The following is a 20125-nucleotide window of genomic DNA, read 5'->3' as shown; positions in this document are numbered from 1 at the left end:
ATCACCCACTTTACACTTAATTTATATTTAAAGTTATTGACAATCTAGTTTTTACTGTTTCATAGCATTAGTTTAATACTTTCTTGATGGTATTTATTAATGTCGTCGGTTCAAAAGGTTTTACTATCCACCCAGTGGCACCCGCTTTTTTACCTTCATTTTTCTTAGCTGCCCCCGACTCTGTGGTTAACATTAAAATAGGGGTAAACTTATAGTTAGGTAATTTACGCAACTCCATCACTAGTTGTATACCATTCATTTCAGGCATATTAACATCTGATAACACAACATCATAAGCTTTTAGTTTCGCTGCAATCAAAGCTTCCTGTCCATCACAACATGCTTTCACATCATAACCAGCTTCTTTTAAAGTAAGTGTTACCATTTGTCGCATCGACACAGAGTCATCTGCGGTTAATATTTTTACCATAGTAATGCCTTTGTAGCTTAAGCCTAATGGTCATTATGTAAACTAATTTAGTAATCCAAGCCAACATGCTATTGGCCAACAAAGCACTTATTACTTATTTAGCATCAGCTGGCTTATCAAGACGCTATATATTCCTTTTTAAAATTTAAATTAATTCCTAACGACTCAATAGTACGAATAACTACGGGGGAGGCATTAATAATTTGGAAAGTTTTACTTTGCTTAACATATTTCTGTTGACAGGCAATTAACAACTGCAAACCAGCCGTATCTATCGATTGAACTTGACTACAATCAACTATTAATGAGTCATTTTGTTCTATATGTTCATTTAGCTCGTTATAAAGTTGCTCTACTTGTCTTATGTCAACAGACTCAGTCAGTGTGATGGTGCCGTCTTTTGCCTCCATGCAGCCCTCTTTTATCAATAAAATGATACAACATATTACACTCTATGTATTATACATCTTTATAGCACAGTAGATCTTTTTTTGTACGATGTATTAAGAGCGGCACATCTGGCTTATACTCTTTGTGATAATTATTCTTACTATTTTTTACAACTCAATGCGAGCTATATTCTTAACTTGTCGAATGATAAAGATGGCAGTAAAGTGTTAGAACAAACCCAGCCAGTTCTCAGTTGTATTAACACTATTATAGCCAGTAGAACTGGCTATAACACGAGACTAAGGAGCGTTAATTGTTAGAATAGAAGTAATATCACCTTTGACTTTTTCGTTAACTTCTTTGACTTCAAGCCGGTAGATTCTATCTTTTTTAATATTCCCTTGCCGAGTTATATATGCACTAATAGTTTTAGCCCGTTGCTTAGCTAGATTAGTTAAATCTCTGTCAGACACCTGAATCGTCCCAGCATATAAACGTGTTAAGAAATCAGTACTCATAGAGTCATTCGTAATAATGCCTGCTTGTTCTAATTGTGTTCTTAACCATTGTTTTTTCTGCTTAGCTGATACGCTTTCCAGTTTACCCAAGCTTATTTCAAGCTTATCCAACATAACACTTTGTACTAAAGCTGGCTTATCCTGCTCGACATCAAACTGACCTTCTACTTCCAAAATTAAATTAGGCCGCTTTTCTAATAACTTAGTGATAGCTATAAGCTTTTCCTGCTCTGTTTTAGGTAAATCCAGGCTACCAGGCTGAAACTTAATTAAATTAACATCTTCTCCAGAAAAGTCGACTAAACCACCCAGCAAGTTAAATGGCGATGCAGCAATACTTTTAAACAGCTTAAAAACAGCATCTCTCAACAGCTTCCCATATTTAACATCAGGCTTACTAAAGTCTCCTTTAACAGGCACATCTAATGCTATTTTTCCTTTACCATCTTCCAACAGTGCTAACGCTAGTTTAACTGGTGCATCTACAGCATCCTTACTTGCTGTTTTCTTGCCTAATTTAAGTTTATTTAAAGTAACTTTATTATCTGACTGCAAATTGAAGTCTTTAACATTATAATAAAGCGTTGCCCCCAGCTTACCTCGTTTTACTGGATAACCTAAATATTTCGAAGCATAACTACTAAACATAGGTAAAGACATATTATTTACAGCAAACTTTACCGAAGCAAGTTTTCTAGGGTTGAGTGGTATTAATTCACCTTCTATAGTTAAGTCCGAATCTGCTATTAACGCTCTTAATTGCAAATTAGATTTTTTTTCTTCACTGGACAACTGTTTTATATTTCCAGAAATCTGGTTCAAGTTAAACTCTGCAACAGGCGACACTGTTGCATCACGAAAATCTAACTCTCCCGATCTAATCTCCAGCAAACCAATAAACCATTCCCATGGTTTAGTAGCCGGCTGTTTGTTAACAGTCTGTGTAGTTTTTGGCTGTGCAGGAAACAAAGGACTAAAGTTCCAGCGCTGTTCTGGTTCTCGTTGTAGGAACAAATCTGGGGTATCCAGCGTCACCGCAGATACATTAAATTTGTTTGGCAGTAAAGATATTCCTGTTAAGCGCAGTTGCTTACCTTGTCCTATGACTTTACTGGTATTGGTTTGCTTTAATAACCAGTTATCCCACTGGAAGTCTCCAGCAATCTGATAGGGATCTGATTGATTATTAGGCTGCCATTCAGCTTTTATTTTTGTCGTAATAGTTCCTTTCAGTTCTGCAGCAATAAAAGGCTGCCAATACTGCTGGTAATGCGCCAGTGTAAACTGCTCTAGCTCAACAGAGCCTTCTACCTGGAGAGGAGTTAAGCCCACTTTACTGTCTAGTGTAAACTTTCCACCTGCTGCTAGTTGACCACTTGCCGCAACTTGCAATGGTTGTTTTTGGTTATTATGCCATGGCTTTAGTGACAATTTAGCAAGATCTAACTGGTGCGCGGCTTCTGGTTGTATACTTAAGTCTTTTAAATTAAACCGACTGGATTTCACCATCCCTTGTTGCCAACCAATTTGCCAAGGCTTAGCCTCTGTTTGCTTACTATTACTGCTATTAGTTTCAGGCTTTTTATTTTTACTTGTATTTTTTTCTTGATCCTTGGTTTGAAAAGCCGTTACCCAGCTCAATTGCCGTTGCTGATTAAGTTTTCCTTGCCAGGTTAGCTTGTCCAATTGCCAATCACCCAAATGCAATTGATTATCAGGCCATTTTAAATGGCCATCATTAAGGGTGAAACGATCAAATGTCAGTGAACCTTGACCTTTTTTAGCAAGCTTTAAATCCAGCTGACTTAGTTCAACCCCTATTTTTTCCAGGGTGACAGCCAATTTTTGTTGCGAATCTTGCACATGAATGGCAGTTTCAAACTTACTCAGCTCCCCTTGTTTAAGCTTAATGGGGAGTGATTGTGGAAGTAGCTCTACTATGGTTGGAAGATTAAGGTGTTGTATCTGCGTTTTTCCTTTGACAGATAAAGGGGCTAAAATAGTTTCACCTTGCCAGCTAAATAAGCCTTTATTTGCTGTTACGAAATCCAGTTTGGTTTTAAATGGTGCTGAAAAATCACTGGTTAACTCTTCCATTAAAAAGTTAATGTCTTTCAGCTGATAATGAACAGGGTTACTGTTTCTATAGGCGCTATAGTAAATAGCTCCCGTTGTTATAACAGCCTCTTGAACAGCAAACTCTACCGGTTTTTGCTCTGTGGTTTCTGGTGTTTTATTTTCAGGCAGTTTTAGGGATTCAAAATTCCACTTATTCTGTTTATCTTGTTGCAGCCATACCTCTGGCTCCTGCAAAGCGACCTGCTCTATCACAATACGTCCTTTGAACAGCTGCAACATATCGAGATTAGCGTGTAATTCATGCCATTTTAGGAAAGGAGACTGTTGCTGCTTAATAACACCTTTTTCTATAGTAACAGTCCCTGTGATTGGGTTTAGCCAAATATTATTAGCAGAATACTTCACCCCTAGCTGCTCACCAACAGAAGGAAGTAGCCAGATATTCAAGGCCCAAGGAATAATAAGACATATCAATAATAATAAAATGCCGACCGTAACAGTAATGCCACGAAATATGCTACGCGTTTTGGATATCATTAATCACCCTGCTTTTATCTATACCAGCCCACCTATACTACCTTGGCCTCCTTTACATTGACTATGCAGGAATGCCAAAAAGGTGATTAATTGAGCCTTTTGACGTATCAAATTTCAATTCATTACTGTGATGTATAGCTTTTGTCACCCACGACTTTGCAGAGCGAATTGCTTCCAGCGAGTTTGACGCCTTACTTAAGTAAACGACAAGTGCTGCTGCCAGACTACAACCAGCCCCAACGACAGGAGTATCATCTCGCTTGGCAGCTAGCTCTATACAGTTATCTTTAGTGGCATAGCAATCAATAACAAACTCATCTGACCAGTTGCCACCAGTAATCAGCAACTGACCATTACCATATTTCATTAGCCGCACTGCTAGTTGCTGCATCTCATGGAAGCTACTAGGATACTGTTGATCAGCCAGCCAAATAGCTTCCTCACAATTCAAACAAGTAATGTCTGCTTTTTTCATTAAATCAAATACAATACTTTTTACTTCCTGAGCCGCCAACCCATGTTTGTTATTCAATAGCCCAAACCCTGGGGCAAAAATCCATTTCAACGGCTGTCTGGATAACAGTTCGGCCACTTGTTGCGCTAGAACTTCATTTCCTAACCAGCCTACCTTACAGCACTCGATGGGCGTTGTTGCCAACACAGCTTCTAACTGGCTAATGACAATATCGTGACTAAGCGCGGTATAAAGTTCAGTTTCATGAGCGGTAATCGCAGTGACTACAGAGGTACTATACGCTCCCAGTGCAGTGAACGTTTTGACATCAGCCTGAATGCCAAACCAGCCCACCGAGTCTGAAAGTGAAATTGTTAATACATTAGTGATCATAACTAACCCTAAAAATCACTCACAGAGGGTATATAAAGTTAAACATAGGAGGGTCAGAATAAGTCTGCTAGGTCAGTTTGCAATATAGCGGTTCTTTGTTAACAAGTTCTTGTCAGTCACAATGTTCATCAACTTCTTAATAGGTGTTTATACTTACTATTAGGCTTTTCGTGAATTCAACGGACTGACTGACACAACAGAAGGAAGGGCTTATGAAACGTCTCTATTATCTTACGAGCAATATTGATAGCGCTGATCTCATATCTACCGATTTACATAAAGAAGGAGTCAGTGATTGGCGCTTTCACATCATGACAAAGGACGAAGCAGGCTTATATCATCACCACTTGCATGGTGCGACGCCTTTCCATCGCTATGATATTATTCACCGCGGCGAACAAGGAGCTCTGATTGGTATTACAGCAGGACTGGTAGCTAATTTGGTGCTGTTATTAACTGGGGTGGCTGACAGCCTGGGGCTTTTTACCATGCTCCTGTTGACAACCGTATTTGCTATGTTTGGTGCCTGGGTTGGAGGCCTGGTGGGGCTGGCACATGATCATTACAAAATTGAACGCTTTAAGCCAGAGCTGGCACAAGGCAAGTATTTAGTAATGGTTGATGTGAAGAAAGCTGAGGAAGAAAAAGTCCGCCAGGCAATGAAACGTTATCACCCTGAAGCGACTTTACTAGCAGCAGACTCACCTTTTTCCAATCCTTTCGTCAACCGGATAACAGCAAAAGCCTCTAACTAACAGTATGTAAAGCCTTGCTCTGATTTATCAGATCAGGCAGGGCCCTCAGCTACCAGCGGCGACTGTCAAATCCAGATATTTCATAAGCGCTTTATTTTTCAATACCTTTATTTCACAATACCTTTATTTCACAATCGCTGGTCAATTCCACGATGTGGTGCACCTTCAATCACAGTTCCTGAATCAGCAACAACAAACAACTTGATCTTTTGATGGAAAAAAACGCTTACCATCACGGTAATTTACGATCAGCAGTATTAGCTGCTGCACTAACTCGCCTGACCTCTGAAGGCCCTGAAAAACTGAGCTTACGTGGGCTAGCCCGTGATGTTGGAGTATCAGCGACTGCTCTCTACCGCCATTTTAGTGATAAAGATACCTTACTGGTTACCTTGGCTAAAGAAGGTTTTGACTGCTTAACCAAAGCAATCATCGTGGCTCAACAACAGACAAATGGCCCCGCAGAGTCACTATTAGCCACTGGACAAGCCTATGTTGAGTTTGCCTTAACCCACCCCCAGCAATACCGGCTGATGTTTGGTCGCTACTTTTGTGGAGAAAATACTGACCCACCCGAAGTGTTAGACACTGCAGCCAATCAAGCTTACCAAGTACTTGTCAGTATTATTGAGCAAGGGATTGCAGCCAAGCAATTTACAGCTAAACCCGCCAAAATGCATGCGGTTGCTGCCTGGTCTATGGTGCATGGCCTAGCTTCGCTACTTATTGATGGGCTACTAACTAACTCCCCAGGCAAAGCCATCAACCTTTCTCAAGAAGAGCTTGGCTCTTACATTAAGGCAGCAACCGAAACCTTTTTAAATGGGATGATGGTAAAGCTTAGCCAGTAAGAAAGCCTGCCAATGCCAAACTAGTGATTAACAGAGTCTTCATCCTGATTAGCTTGACTGTGCTAGTGGCTGTTCTAGGCTAATAAATAGAAGCATAGAAGTTGAATGAAGCAGTGTTAAAAAGTCGTTATCAGTATCTAGACAGAGTTGAGCATCAAATAGGAGATGTTGCTCTGTGGGTAATTACTTTTGGGGCAATTGGTTTGTCCCTTATTCTGCTACTACTGTAGTAGACTTCAGCCCTTGTCTCGGCAAGGGCTGATGATTATTTAGCAATCGAAAAACTCAATCAAGCAAGATCGATATTTAGTCTGTGGCTAAACCGCCTTTTACGTCCCCTTGTCCACCAACATACAGCTGGTTTTCCATTGCATTGAACTGCTTGGTTACTTCATCTTCAGGCTCTTTTGTTGCCAATGAAGTCACCACAATCGCAATCGTTGCTAGAATGAAACCTGGCACAATCTCATATAGACCAAACAACTCAAACACTTCACCACTTAGCTGCTTCCAGACGACAACAGTCACACCACCAACAACGATACCAGCTAAAGCGCCTTGCCAGTTCATTCGCTTCCAAAACAGTGCCAGTATTAAGGTTGGTCCAAATGCCGCTCCAAAGCCAGCCCAAGCGTAAGAAACCAAATCAAGTACACTGTTGTTTTTATCCATGGCTAACGTCAGTGCAATAATTGCAATCACAATCACAGCAATTCGACCAACAGTGACGACTTGTTGCTGAGAAGCCTCTTTATTAAATAGCGCTTTATAGAAGTCTTCAGCCAAAGCAGAAGAAGAAACCAAGAGTTGCGAGTCGGCTGTACTCATGATGGCAGCAAGAATAGCGGCTAATAGAATACCTGCGACCACAGGGTGGAATACAGCCCCCACCAAGTGCATGAAGATTTTCTCACTATCAGCTAATTGAGCACCGCTAGCATCCAAATAGTTAATGCCTGCTAGGCCAACTAAGGTTGCTCCCACTAAAGAAAGGAAAGTCCAGCTTACTGCAATCCGACGAGCCGTTGGCAAGTCCTGGTTAGAACGAACAGCCTTAAACCGAGCCAAAATATGGGGCTGACCAAAATAACCTAAGCCCCAAGCAGCCAGGTTAACAATAGCCAATAAGCTCAGGGCTTCTCCTTTATTGTCATTCAATAAGGTTAATAACTCAGGGTTTTTCTCTCTAATCGCTTCAATTGAAGCATCAAAACCACCTGCATCTTGCATAACAACTAATGGCACAACAACTAAAGCAGCTGCCATTAGCAACCCTTGTACTAAGTCAGTCCAAGATACCGCCAAGAACCCACCAAATAAGGTATAGGAAATAATACAAACGGTGCCAATCACCACCGCAACCTGGTAATTTAAGCCAAATACCTCTTCAAATAATTTACCGCCAGCGACTAAGCCAGAACTGGTGTAAAACAAGAAAAACAATAAAATAAAGAATGCAGAGACCGTTTGAATCAGCTTAGTTTTATCCTGAAAACGGTTAGCGAAAAATTCTGGCAAGGTCAGAGAGTTATTGGCCACAATGCTGTAAGTTCTTAGGCGTCTGGCAACAATTAGCCAGTTAAGCCAAGTACCAAGTAATAATCCCCCTGCTAACCAGATTGACTCTAAACCTGACCCCAAGGCAAAACCAGGCATGCCCAGCAGCAGCCAGCCACTCATATCCGAGGCGCCTGCACTTAGTGCCGCAGGCCAAGGCCCTAATGAGCGCCCTCCAAGAAAGTAATCAGTTGAACTTGATGTGCGCTGATAAGCCCAATAGCCTATCCAGAGCATCCCCGCTAGGTACACGATAAAAGTTGCTAAAATCGTAAGGTTTTCTGTTGTCATTAAAATATGCCCCATTACTAGTGGTGCCTCACGGCACTATTGTTATTCTCCAGGTGCATCCTTGCTATTAAGGAACGTGCAAGAAATAACTTACAGTTTTGGCTCCAATCCCTCCCGCTTGGCTGTGTTGCAAAAACTCGACATAGGCCCACTATGCCTTCCTTTTTTGCGCCTTGCCAAACGGGCGCCTTGGAACAAAAAGCTAACAAGTTATTTCGTGCACGTCCCTAAGCAGCTTGACTCGATTGCAGAGTAGCTCCTTGCTAAACGAGATAAGTTAATAGCTAACTGGTCGCACATTGTACCTTCGCTATATCAGACTGTCACAATGTACGACCAAACCCTAGAGGCTACTGCACAATAATGGATATGGAGTAACAGGCTATTCTGAAGCTGCTGTCAGGAACAGCTTTCATTCTAAAGGCCAGAAATGGCCCTTTAGAATTGAAGAAGAGTGGCCTGTTAATTCATATCGAGCGCTAAGCTGACTTTTTGCACCCTTTTGCAACAACCTCTTTATTGAAAGAGACTCCTAAACAGTTTCACTTGCTAGCGACAACAAGCTTGCATTACCTCCTACCGCCGTGGTGTTAATCGTACGTACTTTTTCAGTGGCAAATCGGTACAAGTAGTGTGGGCCACCCGCCTTTGGCCCAGTGCCAGATAACCCTTGCCCGCCAAACGGCTGAACACCTACCACTGCCCCTATCTGGTTACGATTAACATAGACATTACCTACATTCACTTTATCAGCGATGTAATGGGTTAATGCCTCGTTGCGTGAGTGTACTCCCAGCGTCAAGCCAAAACCTGTTTCATTAATACTGTTGACTACTTGATCAAGTTGTGACGCTTTATAACGCACTACATGGAGTATTGGCCCAAAGTTCTCTTTGATGAGTTGGTTGATACTTTCAATTTCTATTGCAGTGGGTGGTACAAAATAACCATTCATATCAGGCAGGCTGGTTTCTGCAATCAGCTTAGCCTGCTGCTTCATCTGGCTGATATGCTGTAGTAATTGTTGCTGAGCTTGCTGATCAATCACTGGCCCCAGATCAGTGGATAGTAAACTAGGGTCTCCCACGTCCAGTTCAGCCATCGCCCCTTTCAGTAAATCCAAGATGCGATCAGACACATCCTCTTGAACAAATAGCACTCGTAAAGCAGAGCAACGCTGCCCAGCACTGGCAAAAGCAGAATGTACAACATCACTCACTACCTGCTCTGGCAATGCTGTGCTGTCCACAATCATTGCATTTTGGCCACCAGTTTCTGCAATTAATGGCACAATAGCGCCTTGACGAGCAGCCAAGGTGCGATTAATCAGCTGCGCTGTATCCGTTGAACCTGTAAAGGCAACACCAGCTATAGTTTCTGCTGCAGTTAGTGGCGCTCCAACCTGAGCCCCATCACCAGGCAGTAGTTGAATCACACCAGCAGGAAAACCTGCTTCCAGCATGAGCTGCACTGCTTTGAATGCAATCAGGCTGGTTTGCTCAGCAGGTTTGGCGATTACTGTATTACCCGCTGCTAATGCAGCAGCAATCTGACCTAGAAAAATAGCAAGTGGGAAATTCCAGGGGCTGATACACACAAATACCCCTCTCCCCATTAAGCTCAACTCATTGGACTCCCCTGTTGGACCAGGTAGTACTTGAGGGTGACCAAAGCGCTGCTCTGCTTGCACAGCATAATACCGGCAAAAATCAACTGCCTCTCTCACTTCGTCAATCGAGTCTTGAATCGTCTTACCCGCTTCACGGTGACACAAGGCAATTAGCTCTGCCAGATTGGCTTCCAGTAAGTCAGCTAATTGCTGCAAGCACTGCGCTCTTTTGGTAACCGGTTGATTGTTCCAGGTAGGAAAGGCTTCCTTAGCTATAGCTAGTGCCTGCTTGACTTCCTGTTCCGTTGCCCAGCATACCTCTCCCACTGATTCACTGGTGCGATAAGGGCAAGAAACCGCCTTACTGTTGGTCGTTGTCACGATCTCACCATTGATAATAGGTCCTGCTTGCCATGAGCGATTCATATAGCTACGAATTTGTTCAGCTAGAGGCTGCCATTGAGACTCAATTAAAATGTTAATGCCCTTCGAATTTCGCCGCTCATTTCCATAAATTCTGGGAGGAGTTGGGATTCGTTCATTAGCGAGACAAGCATAGGCTTTTAATGACTCAAGCGGATGTTTGGTCAGTTCATCAACCGGTGTTTTTGCATCCACTAAACGATGAACAAAGGAAGAGTTAGCTCCATTTTCTAGCAAGCGACGGACTAAATAAGGTAATAAATCTTTATGGGCGCCAACGGGTGCATAAATACGCACAGGTACCTGATGACTGTCTAAAACCGCTTTATATAAGCCATCCCCCATACCATGTAGGCGCTGAAATTCATATTCTCGCCCGTTGGCCATGGCTAAAATAGAGGCGACTGTATGGGCATTATGACTAGCAAACTGAGGATAGATCTTACCCTTGGTAGCCTCACTCAATAAAAATTGAGCACAGGCTAAATACGACACATCCGTCGCTTCTTTGCGGGTAAAAACCGGGTAACCTTCTGTGCCTAATTGCTGACAATGTTTAATTTCACTATCCCAATAAGCTCCTTTAACCAGTCGTATTGGAATCACATCGCCTTGTTGTGCAGCCAAACCATTTAACCAGCATAAGACAGGTAATGTGCGTTTAGAGTAAGCCTGCACTACCAGGCCAAATTGGCCCCAGCCTTGAGTTACAGGGTCCCGATAGAGCTTTTCAAACAGTTGTAGCGAAATCTCCAACCGATCTGCTTCTTCAGCATCAATGGTAATGCCTACGGATTTTTGTCGAGCCACCTTAATCAACTCAATGACAGTATTAAATAATTCCGTCATGACCCGCTGCTCATGGCTTTTTTCATAACGTGGGTGTAGTGCAGAGAGTTTTATTGAAATTGTTGGAGGAGGTGTTTTATCGTTACCATAGGTTTCAGCACCCACTGCGTTTATAGCTGCTAAATAATCATTAAAATATTTATCAGCATCACTTTTAGTGAGTGCCGCTTCACCTAACATGTCGTACGAGTAGGTATACCCTAAATCACGATTTTTTCGGCTATTTTTTAAAGCTTCTTGAATCGAACGCCCCAGTACAAACTGCTTACCCATGACTTTCATTGCCTGGTTCATTACCTTACGAATTACAGGCTCGCCCAGGCGATTGACTAAACGATTGATAATTCCAGAGGGGCTTCCATCTTCATTACTATCCATGGCTGTGACTTTACCCGTAAGCAGCAACCCCCAGGTCGATGCATTGACTAATACCGAATCACTTTTTTTCAGGTGCCGTTGCCAGTCAGCCACACTTAATTTGTCTTTGATTAATGCATCGGCTGTATCGGCATCAGGGATACGCATTAAGGCCTCTGCTAAACACATCAACAGAATACCTTCTTTGGTATCAAGGCTATATTCCAGCAGCAAAGCATCCACCATATGAATAGCATCATCTTGTGCTCTCACCTGCTCAATCAACTGCTGAGCCTGTTCTGTCGTTCGTTGAAGTTGCTCTGTGGAAGGCTGGGCTATTTCTATCAGCTGGCTTAGGTATTGTGATTCTTCCACCTGGTAATGAGGCGAAATATAAGCCTTTAACTGCTGGGGTGGTAAGGTATAAAAGTCTGGCTTAAATGCATCAGCAGCATTGAACATGTACGGTACCCAATTAGTATAAAAACTTTTATTACCAACAGTCGCCCCAACCCAATAGGCATATCTGTCCTGCTATAAAAAACGGACGGGGTATAGACTGAAGGATTGCCTGAATTTGTTATTGCAATTAATTGTTATAGCAATTATGAGTTGACGGGATAGTCTAACCAGGGGGTAGAAATAGGATCTTGCAAAAAACTAGGCTAAATTTGCAAAAAGCTATGAATCATTTGCAGTTTGTATAATCTGTCACCAACACATGACGTTATCAAAGCTATAGGCCTTGCTGGCGTAGCCTAAAAGCTTTTGGCGTATGCCCCATCACCTGCTTAAATGCTCTGTTTAAAGCACTCTGATGACAAAAACCAGTTAAACTGGCAATCTCCACTAAAGGGAGTTGGGTTGTTGCCAACAGCCGCTCAGCTTCTTTAACTCGTTGCTTAATCACATATTGAAAAGGTGTTAAGCCTACTTGTTGCTTAAAAATTGCGTGAAAATGACTAGGGCTCATACACTGGTCTTTAGCCAGCTCAAAAATACTAATTTTTCGTGACAAATTGGTTAAGACAAACTTATTCAACCGGGACAGCTCAATTTTAGCGGATGGTTGTGATTTAAATTCTATTGTTTGACTCGCGTGGTATAAAGCATGAAGAAAGGCTGCCGCCAGATGGCTTGCCAACAATTGGTCTTCAGGCGCCAATGCAAATTGCTGGACACTCACATGCACCAGCTGCTGTAGCGGAGGAGTTAGCTTTTTATAGCCAGGATGCGCAAACAGCTGATCAATCACCTGGGGAGCAACCCAGTGTTGATTATCTTGTGCAGGTACATTTAAAACCAGAATCTGATTGTTATCATCCCCTGCAAAATCGTGAGGCTGATTAGCTGGCACCAAGCAGCCAAATTGTTGACCCAACCGGTTAGCTACCCCCCCGACTTCAAACAGAGTGTCTCCATTAATACCAACAACAAGCTGATGAAAAGGATGAGAATGGTTAGCGGGTTTTTGTGGTAGCTTTTTTATTGCAACTGTTTGCATATCCCCCCCTTTAATTAAAGCCTGAACTTACTGGTATGAAACCGTCGAAAGAAACTAAGCTTTTACTCCAATTTACCTCGTTTGGCAATGCAGGGACTAGCAGCGTCTACTCAAACCATCAATATAAAGATGTTTGCTCGCTCCTTCGCTACACAAGCTACATGTAGAGCGTCCTTTAGCCCTAAAAATATCTAGTTAACTTGAATTGATTAAGATAATGAAAAGAGACAATGACTGGCTATTTATCTAACATTCTCAGTCCAAAGCCTTCTGGCTCTTGTCTTACTACTTCCATAGTGCATACAGGAGCAGGTATGGGTAAGCCTTGCACCTGAACTTTGACTATTGTTCCTAAAGGAGGAATGCTGTCTTCTTCAGCCAATAAAAATATGCCGCTATCTGAAATATCCCGAGTTTTTAGCGTTATGCCTTCATCACCGTTACTCATTAACTTAATTTGTAAGGTAACTTTTGTCCGCTGATGGCGTCTTTTTTCGTCTGACATTGATTGGCTAAACTGTTAGCTACACGCAATAATACTTAGAATAGTTCATATTCCTTTGACTAATCATAGGAAATTAATTCTTAGTATCTTCGTTTACCTTCCTGGCTGACATTAAATACCACTAGTTTGTGGCATTTAATTAATAGCTGTTTTAGCTATATCAACGACTCCATATAACTAGCAATAGCTAACAATCCCTTTTGGTCTTGCTCATCAAATCGATCCAACACTGGACTGTCGATATCCAACACTGCCTGAATCTCCCCTTGTTTTTTCAAGGGTAATACTATTTCACTGTTAGTATGAGTGTCACAGGCAATATGCCCTGCAAATTGATGAACATTCGCTACGCGCTGTACTTCACCCGTTGCAGCAGCAATACCACAAACACCTTTACCTACTGGAATCCTGATGCATGCAGGCTTCCCTTGAAAAGGGCCTAATACGAGCTGGTCACCCTCACTCAAGTAAAAACCAGCCCAATTGACCTCCTTCAACTGCCAAAACAGCAAACTGCTGATATTGGCAAGATTAGCAATCATATTAGGTTCATTTAGGGTGAGAGACTTTACTTGTTCCAGCAGCCGCTGGTATGAGTCTGTTTTATCATTATCAGCTGATGATAGGGGTTCTAACTGGAACATAGTGTTGTGCTTAGCCTTCTTGCTGTCGACAGGACTTTAACGTTTCTGCAATTAAAAACGCCAACTCAAGAGACTGATCGGCATTTAGTCTAGGGTCACAATGGGTATGATAACGATCACCCAAGCCTTCTTCTGTAATGGCCTGAGCCCCACCTATACACTCCGTAACATTTTGCCCAGTCATCTCAAAGTGCACACCTCCTGCATAGCTTCCTTCTGCATGGTGTACCTGGAAAAACTCTCGTACTTCTTGCAAAATCTGATCAAATGCCCGAGTTTTAAAGCCAGAGCAAGCCTTGATTGTATTACCATGCATGGGATCACAACTCCACACCACATGACGCCCTTCTTGTTGTACTTTTCTAATCAAGGCCGGTAGCCCATCAGCAACTTTGCCAGCCCCCATCCGAACAATCACAGTAATTCGACCAGGTTCATTTTCTGGGTTTAAGCTGTCTATTAACTGAATAAGCTCTTCAGGTTTTAAAGTAGGGCCCGCTTTTACACCGATAGGATTTTTAACACCGCGTAAAAACTCAATATGTGCTCCCTCTGGCTGGCGAGTTCTATCACCAATCCATAACATGTGTGCAGAACAGTCATACCAATCCCCAGTGATACTATCTTGCCGAGTGAGAGCCTCTTCATAATTCAACAATAGTGCTTCATGAGAGGTATAAAAATCTGTTTCTCGAATGGCTGAGCTGGTTTGTGCCGTAATCCCACAAGCAGCCATAAATGACAAGGTTTCATCAATGCGCTCAGCAAGATGCTGATAACGCTCTTTTAACGCACTATTTTTTACAAAACCTAAATTCCAGCGATGCACCTGATGAAGATCAGCCAAACCACCTTGAGCAAAAGCTCGCAGTAAGTTTAAGGTCGCCGCCGCTTGGTTATAAGCTTTGAGCAGTCTATTAGGGTCTGGTATTCGCGCTTCTTCAGAAAACTCAATTGAATTAATAATATCGCCCCGATAACTTGGTAAGGAAATATCACCCTGACACTCCATATCAGCAGAGCGAGGCTTAGCAAATTGCCCTGCCATCCGACCAACTTTAACAATTGGGCAAGCACCTCCAAATGTCAGCACAATAGCCATTTGCAGCATGACTTTAAAAGTGTCGCGAATATTATTGGCATTGAACTCAGCAAAGCTCTCGGCACAGTCCCCCCCTTGTAATAAAAAGGCCTTGCCTTGAGCAACATCAGCCAATTTAGTTTGTAATGAGCGTGCCTCTCCAGCAAATACTAGTGGAGGATTTTGCTTAAGTTGAGTCAACACAGACTCAAGGGCCTGAGGGCTTGGATATGCTGGCTGCTGTTTAATGGGGAATTGCTGCCAACTGCTGGGAGACCACTGCTTCGCCATGCTGTAAACCTATAAAATCTTGCGAGCTAATGAAAATAATATATAAGTGCTTCATTAGAAAGCCTTTTTAGGCAGACTTCAAGCCCTGGAAAAAGGATAAATTGAAGTAGACAGTGGATTAATAGTAGGCAGGTAGTTGAAACAAGCAAATGACACAGTTCCCTTGTGCATTGCTATAAGTGATACAAAGCGATTAAGTATTTACTTTAATAAGATCAACGGTAGATTCTAATTCATCTAAAAAGTAACTAACTAACTGACGCCGAGTAGGAAAGCAGTTATGGGCTTGATGATAAGCCTCTATTAAACGGCTAATTTCCAACTTAGATGTTTTGCCTATATTGAAGGGAATAACATTAGCCATACTATAAAACTCGCTCGCTGATGTTACTTGTGTATCACCTTGCTCTATTTTGTTTAGATATTTTTCTTTTAAAGACTGAATCTTATATTTTAAAACGGCAAGTTGCTGCTCAGGCATTAGAAAATCAAATGCCAATGCTGCTTTTTCATTACCTTTGGCTGCCATTGAAATTAATTGGGCATAGTGGGCAACATCAAATTGGTCCATAGCAGTTAAAACTCCATAGCTACTCTTCGGATCGACTGTAAAACCCAATTAACAATATCTGATGGCAAAACACAAATAGTCTCTGCGTTTTCTTGACAAGAGTTTAAATAAAATAAGTATGATTATAGCGATTCATTATAAAAAAGGGGCTACTAAACCCCCATTTAAAACCATATTATTTTAAAGCAACCAAATCGATTTTTTGGCTGTATAAATCCTGCCACTGAGTTAGCGAAACCCAGGTTTCTCCTACAATAGGATCTTGATAAATCCAACCATTACATGTGTAGCTTAGCTCTCTTAGCTTGTTAATATGAGCTTGAGTCAGCTCTAACTGTCCATATTGAAAGGGGCCAATGACAATTGCATGCCATAGCACAAACTCCAGGTGTTGAAGCCGCCCAGCAGGGTACGCCAACAAAGCTAATTTATTCATGTAATCTGCAAGTTCTTTAGCTGCGGCCTCCATGGCTCTCTGCCTCGCTTTTTACTCGTTCTCTACCAACAAGATATAACGCTATAATTTTCATATAAACCTTGTACATTTTAATGTCAAATACTCTCTATGTGGTGTGCATATTCTCCTGACCCTAAACTAATCGAAAAAACTGTCGCCTCGCTCATTTTTTTGAAACATATGCTGTTGGCTATTTTATTCAGCAGCCAATACAGCCTAGCTTCAGATAAATTAAACATAGCAACTGATAACTGGCCACCCTATGAATTCTATTTAAATAATGACCCTAACCAACCTGTAACAGGGTTTAGTACTGAAATCATCCAAACAATATTTCGTCAGTTAAAAGTAGCTCATAAAAAAATTGCCATTTATCCATGGGCCCGTGCAGAGCTACTTATTTTAAAAGGAAAAATTGATGCGTTATACAGTGTATCAAGTAGTGAACAGCGTAAACAGTGCTGCTACTTTCCCGATGAGCCGCTCATTAACTCACCCTGGATTTTTTTTATTCGTCGACAAGATCAAGACAGGCTTTTTTTCCGATCCTTTGATGACTTAACAGGCTACTTAGTGGGCGCCGTACGCAGTTACTCTTACACGCCTGAATTTTGGCAATACCTTAAAACAAAAGGCAACTACCAACTGGTTGGATCAGACGAACAGAATTTTATAAAACTACTTGCTAATAGAGTTGACTTTGTGATTAGTGAGTATGGCAATGGAAAAAGCTTGATAAGAAAACTACAAGCTCAGAATAAGGTGATTCCACTTGAAGATACGCCAATAAAAGTAACTGGCTTATATATTATTTTTCATAAGAAACGTGTCTCTCACAATCTGGTAGTTCAATTTTCAGATCAACTAAAACACTTCAAACAAACGGCAGCTTATCAGTCACTATACAATAAGTACTTTACAAATTAAGCAGCTGTCAACTTTTTACACAACTCCTCATCAAATCAACATAACCTGATGATTAAGGTAACCTCAGATAGCCGCTATATAAATACACCAACAGGTGGCGTAAATTATGCTTGGTTTAGTTATGACAGCCCTCTTCTCTTTACTTGAGGCATTACTAGTTCATATCTGGAACTGAAAACGACCTGGGACAGATATATCCTAAGAAAGGAGCAGTATGATGAGAACATTGCGACTTAATGAAAACGCCTTTTTTGGCAGACGATCTGAACGCTTCTTTCGGCAAAAAAGTATCTGGTTTTTCAAAACAAGGGAAGGTATTGATATAGGCCCTTTCAAAAATATTTATGATGCTAAAGAAGGTGCTAACGACTACATTGACTTCATCACTCAAATCAAATCAAGAGTGTTAAAGTTTTAGCCGGCAATGCAGAAAGCACTGATCAGTATACTCAGACTGTAGCCTAGTGGTTCATGCATCAAACAAAGTAATAACATAGCCATGTGCCACTGCCTGCTATTGCTAAGTTAACAAGCCACAAGTAATTTTTTTAGTGCTCTACAAGGTAGACTAGTACTAAAATAACACCCAACACCAGTGTTTCAATCATTATACAAACTCATCTATTCACCACAGCCAACCCCACATTGATCAACATTCAATCTTTCAATGTAGTACAACTAAAGGTGTACAAGCTAAACGGGATGCGAATTGTATCACAGCTGTATTTAAGCCTGCAAAAGATTATTAGTTGATCACTCAAGTCTTGTTGAACCCTCCCCATTATCATGGCTTACAGTATCAACAATAGCGGTATATTTTTCAAACAAGTCTTGGTAAGTACCATCTGTTAGCAGCTCAAACAACATCATATCAAATAAAGGAATAAGGTAACCTTTTCCTGCACGCTTAGAGAAAGTTAAATAAGCAGGCCTAGCCGTTAATGGTACAGAGAGCGCGGCTATTTGAGGTAAGTTGAGTTTTTTTAATAAGTATGCTCCTACATGACGGTTAACCAACACCATGTCAACTCGCTTCACTGCGAGTTTTTCAAAATTCTGTTTAAAGTCATTGACAGGGCTAACTGTAAACCACTGCTTATTGAGTGCCTCATCAAATTCTGGCGATGTGGAAAAGCCCGTCACCAGACCAATGTTCCGTCCTTTTAAGTCCTCTAGCGTGTTAAATTGAAACGGTCGGTCTTGATGAATAAAGAACACTAATGATGATACATGAAATGGCACATTGGTATAATCCATATAAGCTAACCGCTCTTCCGTTCTAAAAGCAGCAATCATACAGTCTAAATCCCCTTTCTTAACCATTGCCAACATACGACTCCAGGGGAATAAATTCAGTTTGGTTTGAATATTTAACCGCTTGCCAATCTCATGAAACAACTCAACCTCTATCCCTTTCAACTGTCCATTTTCAATAAACCCAAAAGGAGCAAACTCATTCGTACCACATCTTAGTGTTTCCACTGTTTTAGCAAGTACAACGGGTGTAGCACTCAACATAAAACAAGTGATGAGTAAGCAGCCTATTTTCTTATGTAAGTGCATTTGCTCACCCAGTCCAGCCCGATCAATAACAGACAATGAAGATCACACCGCTAACTGCTCTAAGGCGATAAAAGCAAACTCTTGATCTGAGGCAGTGCCTTCAACATCACCTGTTTTTACCAACATCTGATCACAGTCTATAGACACCACTAGCGCATTAATTTGAGTGCTATCCCCCATAATAGAAAAATCCGTTCCTCCAGGTTGATACACAGTAATAACTGCAGTTGGCGGTGATTGAAAATGTTGTTTAAAGTGAACCAGATACAAGCCTTTTGACTTTTTTGAACTACTACGAATGCCACCAGTAGGGTTGGTAATAATGGTACCATTTGGACTAATCCGCCCAGCAATCACTCTTACACCATTTCCTGAAACCATCTGACTTCTCCAGAATAAAAATAAACTTATCTATGACACCCTCAAAACTCAACAATACCCTACGTATTAGGTATATTAAGAGCACTACTAGTAAGAATAGTCAATTAACACATAACTGAAACTTAAATTAACGTTTTGCTTGAACGTAAATTTATACACCCTGCTACAATATTCACATTGCAAGCCGTTACAGGTAGATTAATAAGCCTGTTGCCATGCTTGGTAGCAAGGTAAGTAATGGCAATGTGCTTGTTCCAAATGACTTTATTACTCAGCTTGGGTTTCACCAGGGTGGTATAGAATCTGGTAGCCTTACTGCAACAGGTCTGCTGAATGAGGTAGACCCGAATAATATAACGGATGCACCTGTAGAAAGCTTTGGAAAACTGTACGATAACGAAACGGGAGAGTTGATAGCAGAGAGTGTAATTGTTTTATCTGAAGGAAAACTTCATTGGGGAAGATTATAGAGTTAATCTGGGTATGTACACAAACACCGGCAAGGAGAGCACTATGAAACCAGCTACCCTAACCGAAAAACAGCACTTACAGTAATTCATCAAAGAGCTAACTGCCTTATCAAAAAAGACTGGTGTTGTTATAGAAATAATTGGTGGGTTTAGGTATAGAAACCTCCATTAACAAGGGAAGAACTGCTTACAAGGACAACTCCAAGTAGAGGTAGACTATATTGTTCTAATTATTAAT

General features: G+C 41.3%; 19 protein-coding genes. 5 read left to right on the top strand and 14 right to left on the bottom strand.

Annotation, left to right across the window (positions count from 1 at the left end):
• Positions 1-67: 67 nt before the first annotated feature.
• The 4 genes from ORQ98_RS13160 to thiD all read right to left on the bottom strand — a co-directional run bounded on the left by ORQ98_RS13160 (position 68) and on the right by thiD (position 4801).
• A complete protein-coding gene (locus tag ORQ98_RS13160; protein WP_274689275.1) occupies positions 68-430 on the bottom strand; it encodes a response regulator in 363 nt (120 codons plus the stop codon).
• A gap of 116 nt (positions 431-546) precedes the next feature.
• Complete coding sequence (locus ORQ98_RS13155; protein WP_274689274.1) at positions 547-840, bottom strand: STAS domain-containing protein; 294 nt, start codon at positions 838-840, stop codon at positions 547-549.
• Between the two features lie 279 nt (positions 841-1119).
• Positions 1120-3954 (bottom strand): DUF748 domain-containing protein, encoded by a 2835-nt coding sequence (locus ORQ98_RS13150; RefSeq protein ID WP_274689273.1) that lies wholly within the window; start codon positions 3952-3954, stop codon positions 1120-1122.
• Between the two features lie 61 nt (positions 3955-4015).
• Positions 4016-4801 (bottom strand): bifunctional hydroxymethylpyrimidine kinase/phosphomethylpyrimidine kinase, encoded by a 786-nt coding sequence (gene thiD, locus ORQ98_RS13145; RefSeq protein WP_274689272.1) that lies wholly within the window; start codon positions 4799-4801, stop codon positions 4016-4018.
• 212 nt (positions 4802-5013) lie between these two features.
• On the opposite strand from thiD, the gene ORQ98_RS13140 reads away from it, so the two are divergent.
• Together ORQ98_RS13140 and ORQ98_RS13135 are read left to right on the top strand one after the other, a co-directional pair.
• Positions 5014-5556, top strand: coding sequence for a hypothetical protein (locus ORQ98_RS13140; RefSeq protein ID WP_274689271.1), 543 nt, complete (start codon positions 5014-5016; stop codon positions 5554-5556).
• Positions 5557-5768: 212 nt separating this feature from the next.
• Complete coding sequence (locus ORQ98_RS13135; protein WP_274689270.1) at positions 5769-6407, top strand: TetR/AcrR family transcriptional regulator; 639 nt, start codon at positions 5769-5771, stop codon at positions 6405-6407.
• A gap of 306 nt (positions 6408-6713) precedes the next feature.
• Here ORQ98_RS13135 and putP read toward each other — a convergent pair whose 3' ends face one another.
• From putP to ORQ98_RS13095, 8 genes are all read right to left on the bottom strand, one after another.
• A complete protein-coding gene (gene putP / locus ORQ98_RS13130; RefSeq protein WP_274689269.1) occupies positions 6714-8255 on the bottom strand; it encodes a sodium/proline symporter PutP in 1542 nt (513 codons plus the stop codon).
• 532 nt (positions 8256-8787) lie between these two features.
• A complete protein-coding gene (gene putA, locus ORQ98_RS13125; RefSeq protein ID WP_274689268.1) occupies positions 8788-11955 on the bottom strand; it encodes a bifunctional proline dehydrogenase/L-glutamate gamma-semialdehyde dehydrogenase PutA in 3168 nt (1055 codons plus the stop codon).
• 274 nt (positions 11956-12229) lie between these two features.
• A complete protein-coding gene (locus ORQ98_RS13120) occupies positions 12230-12997 on the bottom strand; it encodes an AraC family transcriptional regulator (RefSeq protein ID WP_274689267.1) in 768 nt (255 codons plus the stop codon).
• A 238-nt stretch (positions 12998-13235) separates the two neighbouring features.
• The gene (locus ORQ98_RS13115) at positions 13236-13502 is read right to left on the bottom strand and encodes a PilZ domain-containing protein (protein WP_274689266.1); all 267 of its coding nucleotides are present in this window, start codon (positions 13500-13502) and stop codon (positions 13236-13238) included.
• Positions 13503-13657: 155 nt separating this feature from the next.
• Entirely contained in the window at positions 13658-14146 is a 489-nt protein-coding gene (locus tag ORQ98_RS13110) for a GAF domain-containing protein (protein ID WP_274689265.1), read from the bottom strand.
• Between the two features lie 10 nt (positions 14147-14156).
• Positions 14157-15518 (bottom strand): class II 3-deoxy-7-phosphoheptulonate synthase, encoded by a 1362-nt coding sequence (locus ORQ98_RS13105; RefSeq protein WP_274689264.1) that lies wholly within the window; start codon positions 15516-15518, stop codon positions 14157-14159.
• Positions 15519-15711: 193 nt separating this feature from the next.
• Positions 15712-16089, bottom strand: coding sequence for a hypothetical protein (locus ORQ98_RS13100; RefSeq protein WP_274689263.1), 378 nt, complete (start codon positions 16087-16089; stop codon positions 15712-15714).
• A gap of 175 nt (positions 16090-16264) precedes the next feature.
• On the bottom strand, positions 16265-16558 hold the full coding sequence (locus ORQ98_RS13095; RefSeq protein ID WP_274689262.1) for a hypothetical protein: 294 nt from the start codon (positions 16556-16558) through the stop codon (positions 16265-16267).
• A 96-nt stretch (positions 16559-16654) separates the two neighbouring features.
• Here ORQ98_RS13095 and ORQ98_RS13090 point away from each other — a divergent pair, with 96 nt between their 5' ends.
• Both ORQ98_RS13090 and ORQ98_RS13085 read left to right on the top strand, forming a co-directional pair.
• Positions 16655-17473, top strand: coding sequence for a substrate-binding periplasmic protein (locus tag ORQ98_RS13090; protein ID WP_274689261.1), 819 nt, complete (start codon positions 16655-16657; stop codon positions 17471-17473).
• Between the two features lie 214 nt (positions 17474-17687).
• Entirely contained in the window at positions 17688-17891 is a 204-nt protein-coding gene (locus ORQ98_RS13085; protein ID WP_274689260.1) for a DUF6316 family protein, read from the top strand.
• Positions 17892-18226: 335 nt separating this feature from the next.
• Here the strand turns inward: ORQ98_RS13085 and ORQ98_RS13080 are convergent, their stop codons facing one another.
• Together ORQ98_RS13080 and ORQ98_RS13075 are read right to left on the bottom strand one after the other, a co-directional pair.
• Positions 18227-19072, bottom strand: a complete 846-nt coding sequence (locus ORQ98_RS13080; RefSeq protein ID WP_274689259.1) for a substrate-binding periplasmic protein — start codon at positions 19070-19072, stop codon at positions 18227-18229.
• A 6-nt stretch (positions 19073-19078) separates the two neighbouring features.
• Positions 19079-19417: a hypothetical protein gene (locus ORQ98_RS13075; protein WP_274689258.1), complete on the bottom strand. Its 339-nt coding sequence runs from the start codon at positions 19415-19417 to the stop codon at positions 19079-19081.
• A 215-nt stretch (positions 19418-19632) separates the two neighbouring features.
• Here ORQ98_RS13075 and ORQ98_RS13070 point away from each other — a divergent pair, with 215 nt between their 5' ends.
• Positions 19633-19887, top strand: a complete 255-nt coding sequence (locus tag ORQ98_RS13070) for a hypothetical protein (protein ID WP_274689257.1) — start codon at positions 19633-19635, stop codon at positions 19885-19887.
• Positions 19888-20125 lie beyond the last annotated feature (238 nt).

Origin of the sequence: Spartinivicinus poritis (assembly GCF_028858535.1) — a bacterium.
GTDB classification, from domain to species: domain Bacteria; phylum Pseudomonadota; class Gammaproteobacteria; order Pseudomonadales; family Zooshikellaceae; genus Spartinivicinus; species Spartinivicinus poritis.
The sequence above is the reverse complement of the archived record's forward strand: the minus strand, read 5'-3'. Positions and strand labels throughout refer to the sequence as shown.

Bases quoted from the DNA above. Each gene is read 5' to 3' on its own strand.
- ORQ98_RS13160 (WP_274689275.1), bottom strand. From the start codon at position 430: ATGGTAAAAATATTAACCGCAGATGACTCTGTGTCGATGCGACAAATG.
- ORQ98_RS13155 (WP_274689274.1), bottom strand. From the start codon at position 840: ATGGAGGCAAAAGACGGCACCATCACACTGACTGAGTCTGTTGACATA.
- ORQ98_RS13150 (WP_274689273.1), bottom strand. From the start codon at position 3,954: ATGATATCCAAAACGCGTAGCATATTTCGTGGCATTACTGTTACGGTC.
- thiD (WP_274689272.1), bottom strand. From the start codon at position 4,801: ATGATCACTAATGTATTAACAATTTCACTTTCAGACTCGGTGGGCTGG.
- ORQ98_RS13140 (WP_274689271.1), top strand. From the start codon at position 5,014: ATGAAACGTCTCTATTATCTTACGAGCAATATTGATAGCGCTGATCTC.
- ORQ98_RS13135 (WP_274689270.1), top strand. From the start codon at position 5,769: ATGGAAAAAAACGCTTACCATCACGGTAATTTACGATCAGCAGTATTA.
- putP (WP_274689269.1), bottom strand. From the start codon at position 8,255: ATGACAACAGAAAACCTTACGATTTTAGCAACTTTTATCGTGTACCTA.
- putA (WP_274689268.1), bottom strand. From the start codon at position 11,955: ATGTTCAATGCTGCTGATGCATTTAAGCCAGACTTTTATACCTTACCA.
- ORQ98_RS13120 (WP_274689267.1), bottom strand. From the start codon at position 12,997: ATGCAAACAGTTGCAATAAAAAAGCTACCACAAAAACCCGCTAACCAT.
- ORQ98_RS13115 (WP_274689266.1), bottom strand. From the start codon at position 13,502: ATGTCAGACGAAAAAAGACGCCATCAGCGGACAAAAGTTACCTTACAA.
- ORQ98_RS13110 (WP_274689265.1), bottom strand. From the start codon at position 14,146: ATGTTCCAGTTAGAACCCCTATCATCAGCTGATAATGATAAAACAGAC.
- ORQ98_RS13105 (WP_274689264.1), bottom strand. From the start codon at position 15,518: ATGGCGAAGCAGTGGTCTCCCAGCAGTTGGCAGCAATTCCCCATTAAA.
- ORQ98_RS13100 (WP_274689263.1), bottom strand. From the start codon at position 16,089: ATGGACCAATTTGATGTTGCCCACTATGCCCAATTAATTTCAATGGCA.
- ORQ98_RS13095 (WP_274689262.1), bottom strand. From the start codon at position 16,558: ATGGAGGCCGCAGCTAAAGAACTTGCAGATTACATGAATAAATTAGCT.
- ORQ98_RS13090 (WP_274689261.1), top strand. From the start codon at position 16,655: ATGTGGTGTGCATATTCTCCTGACCCTAAACTAATCGAAAAAACTGTC.
- ORQ98_RS13085 (WP_274689260.1), top strand. From the start codon at position 17,688: ATGATGAGAACATTGCGACTTAATGAAAACGCCTTTTTTGGCAGACGA.
- ORQ98_RS13075 (WP_274689258.1), bottom strand. From the start codon at position 19,417: ATGGTTTCAGGAAATGGTGTAAGAGTGATTGCTGGGCGGATTAGTCCA.
- ORQ98_RS13070 (WP_274689257.1), top strand. From the start codon at position 19,633: ATGCTTGGTAGCAAGGTAAGTAATGGCAATGTGCTTGTTCCAAATGAC.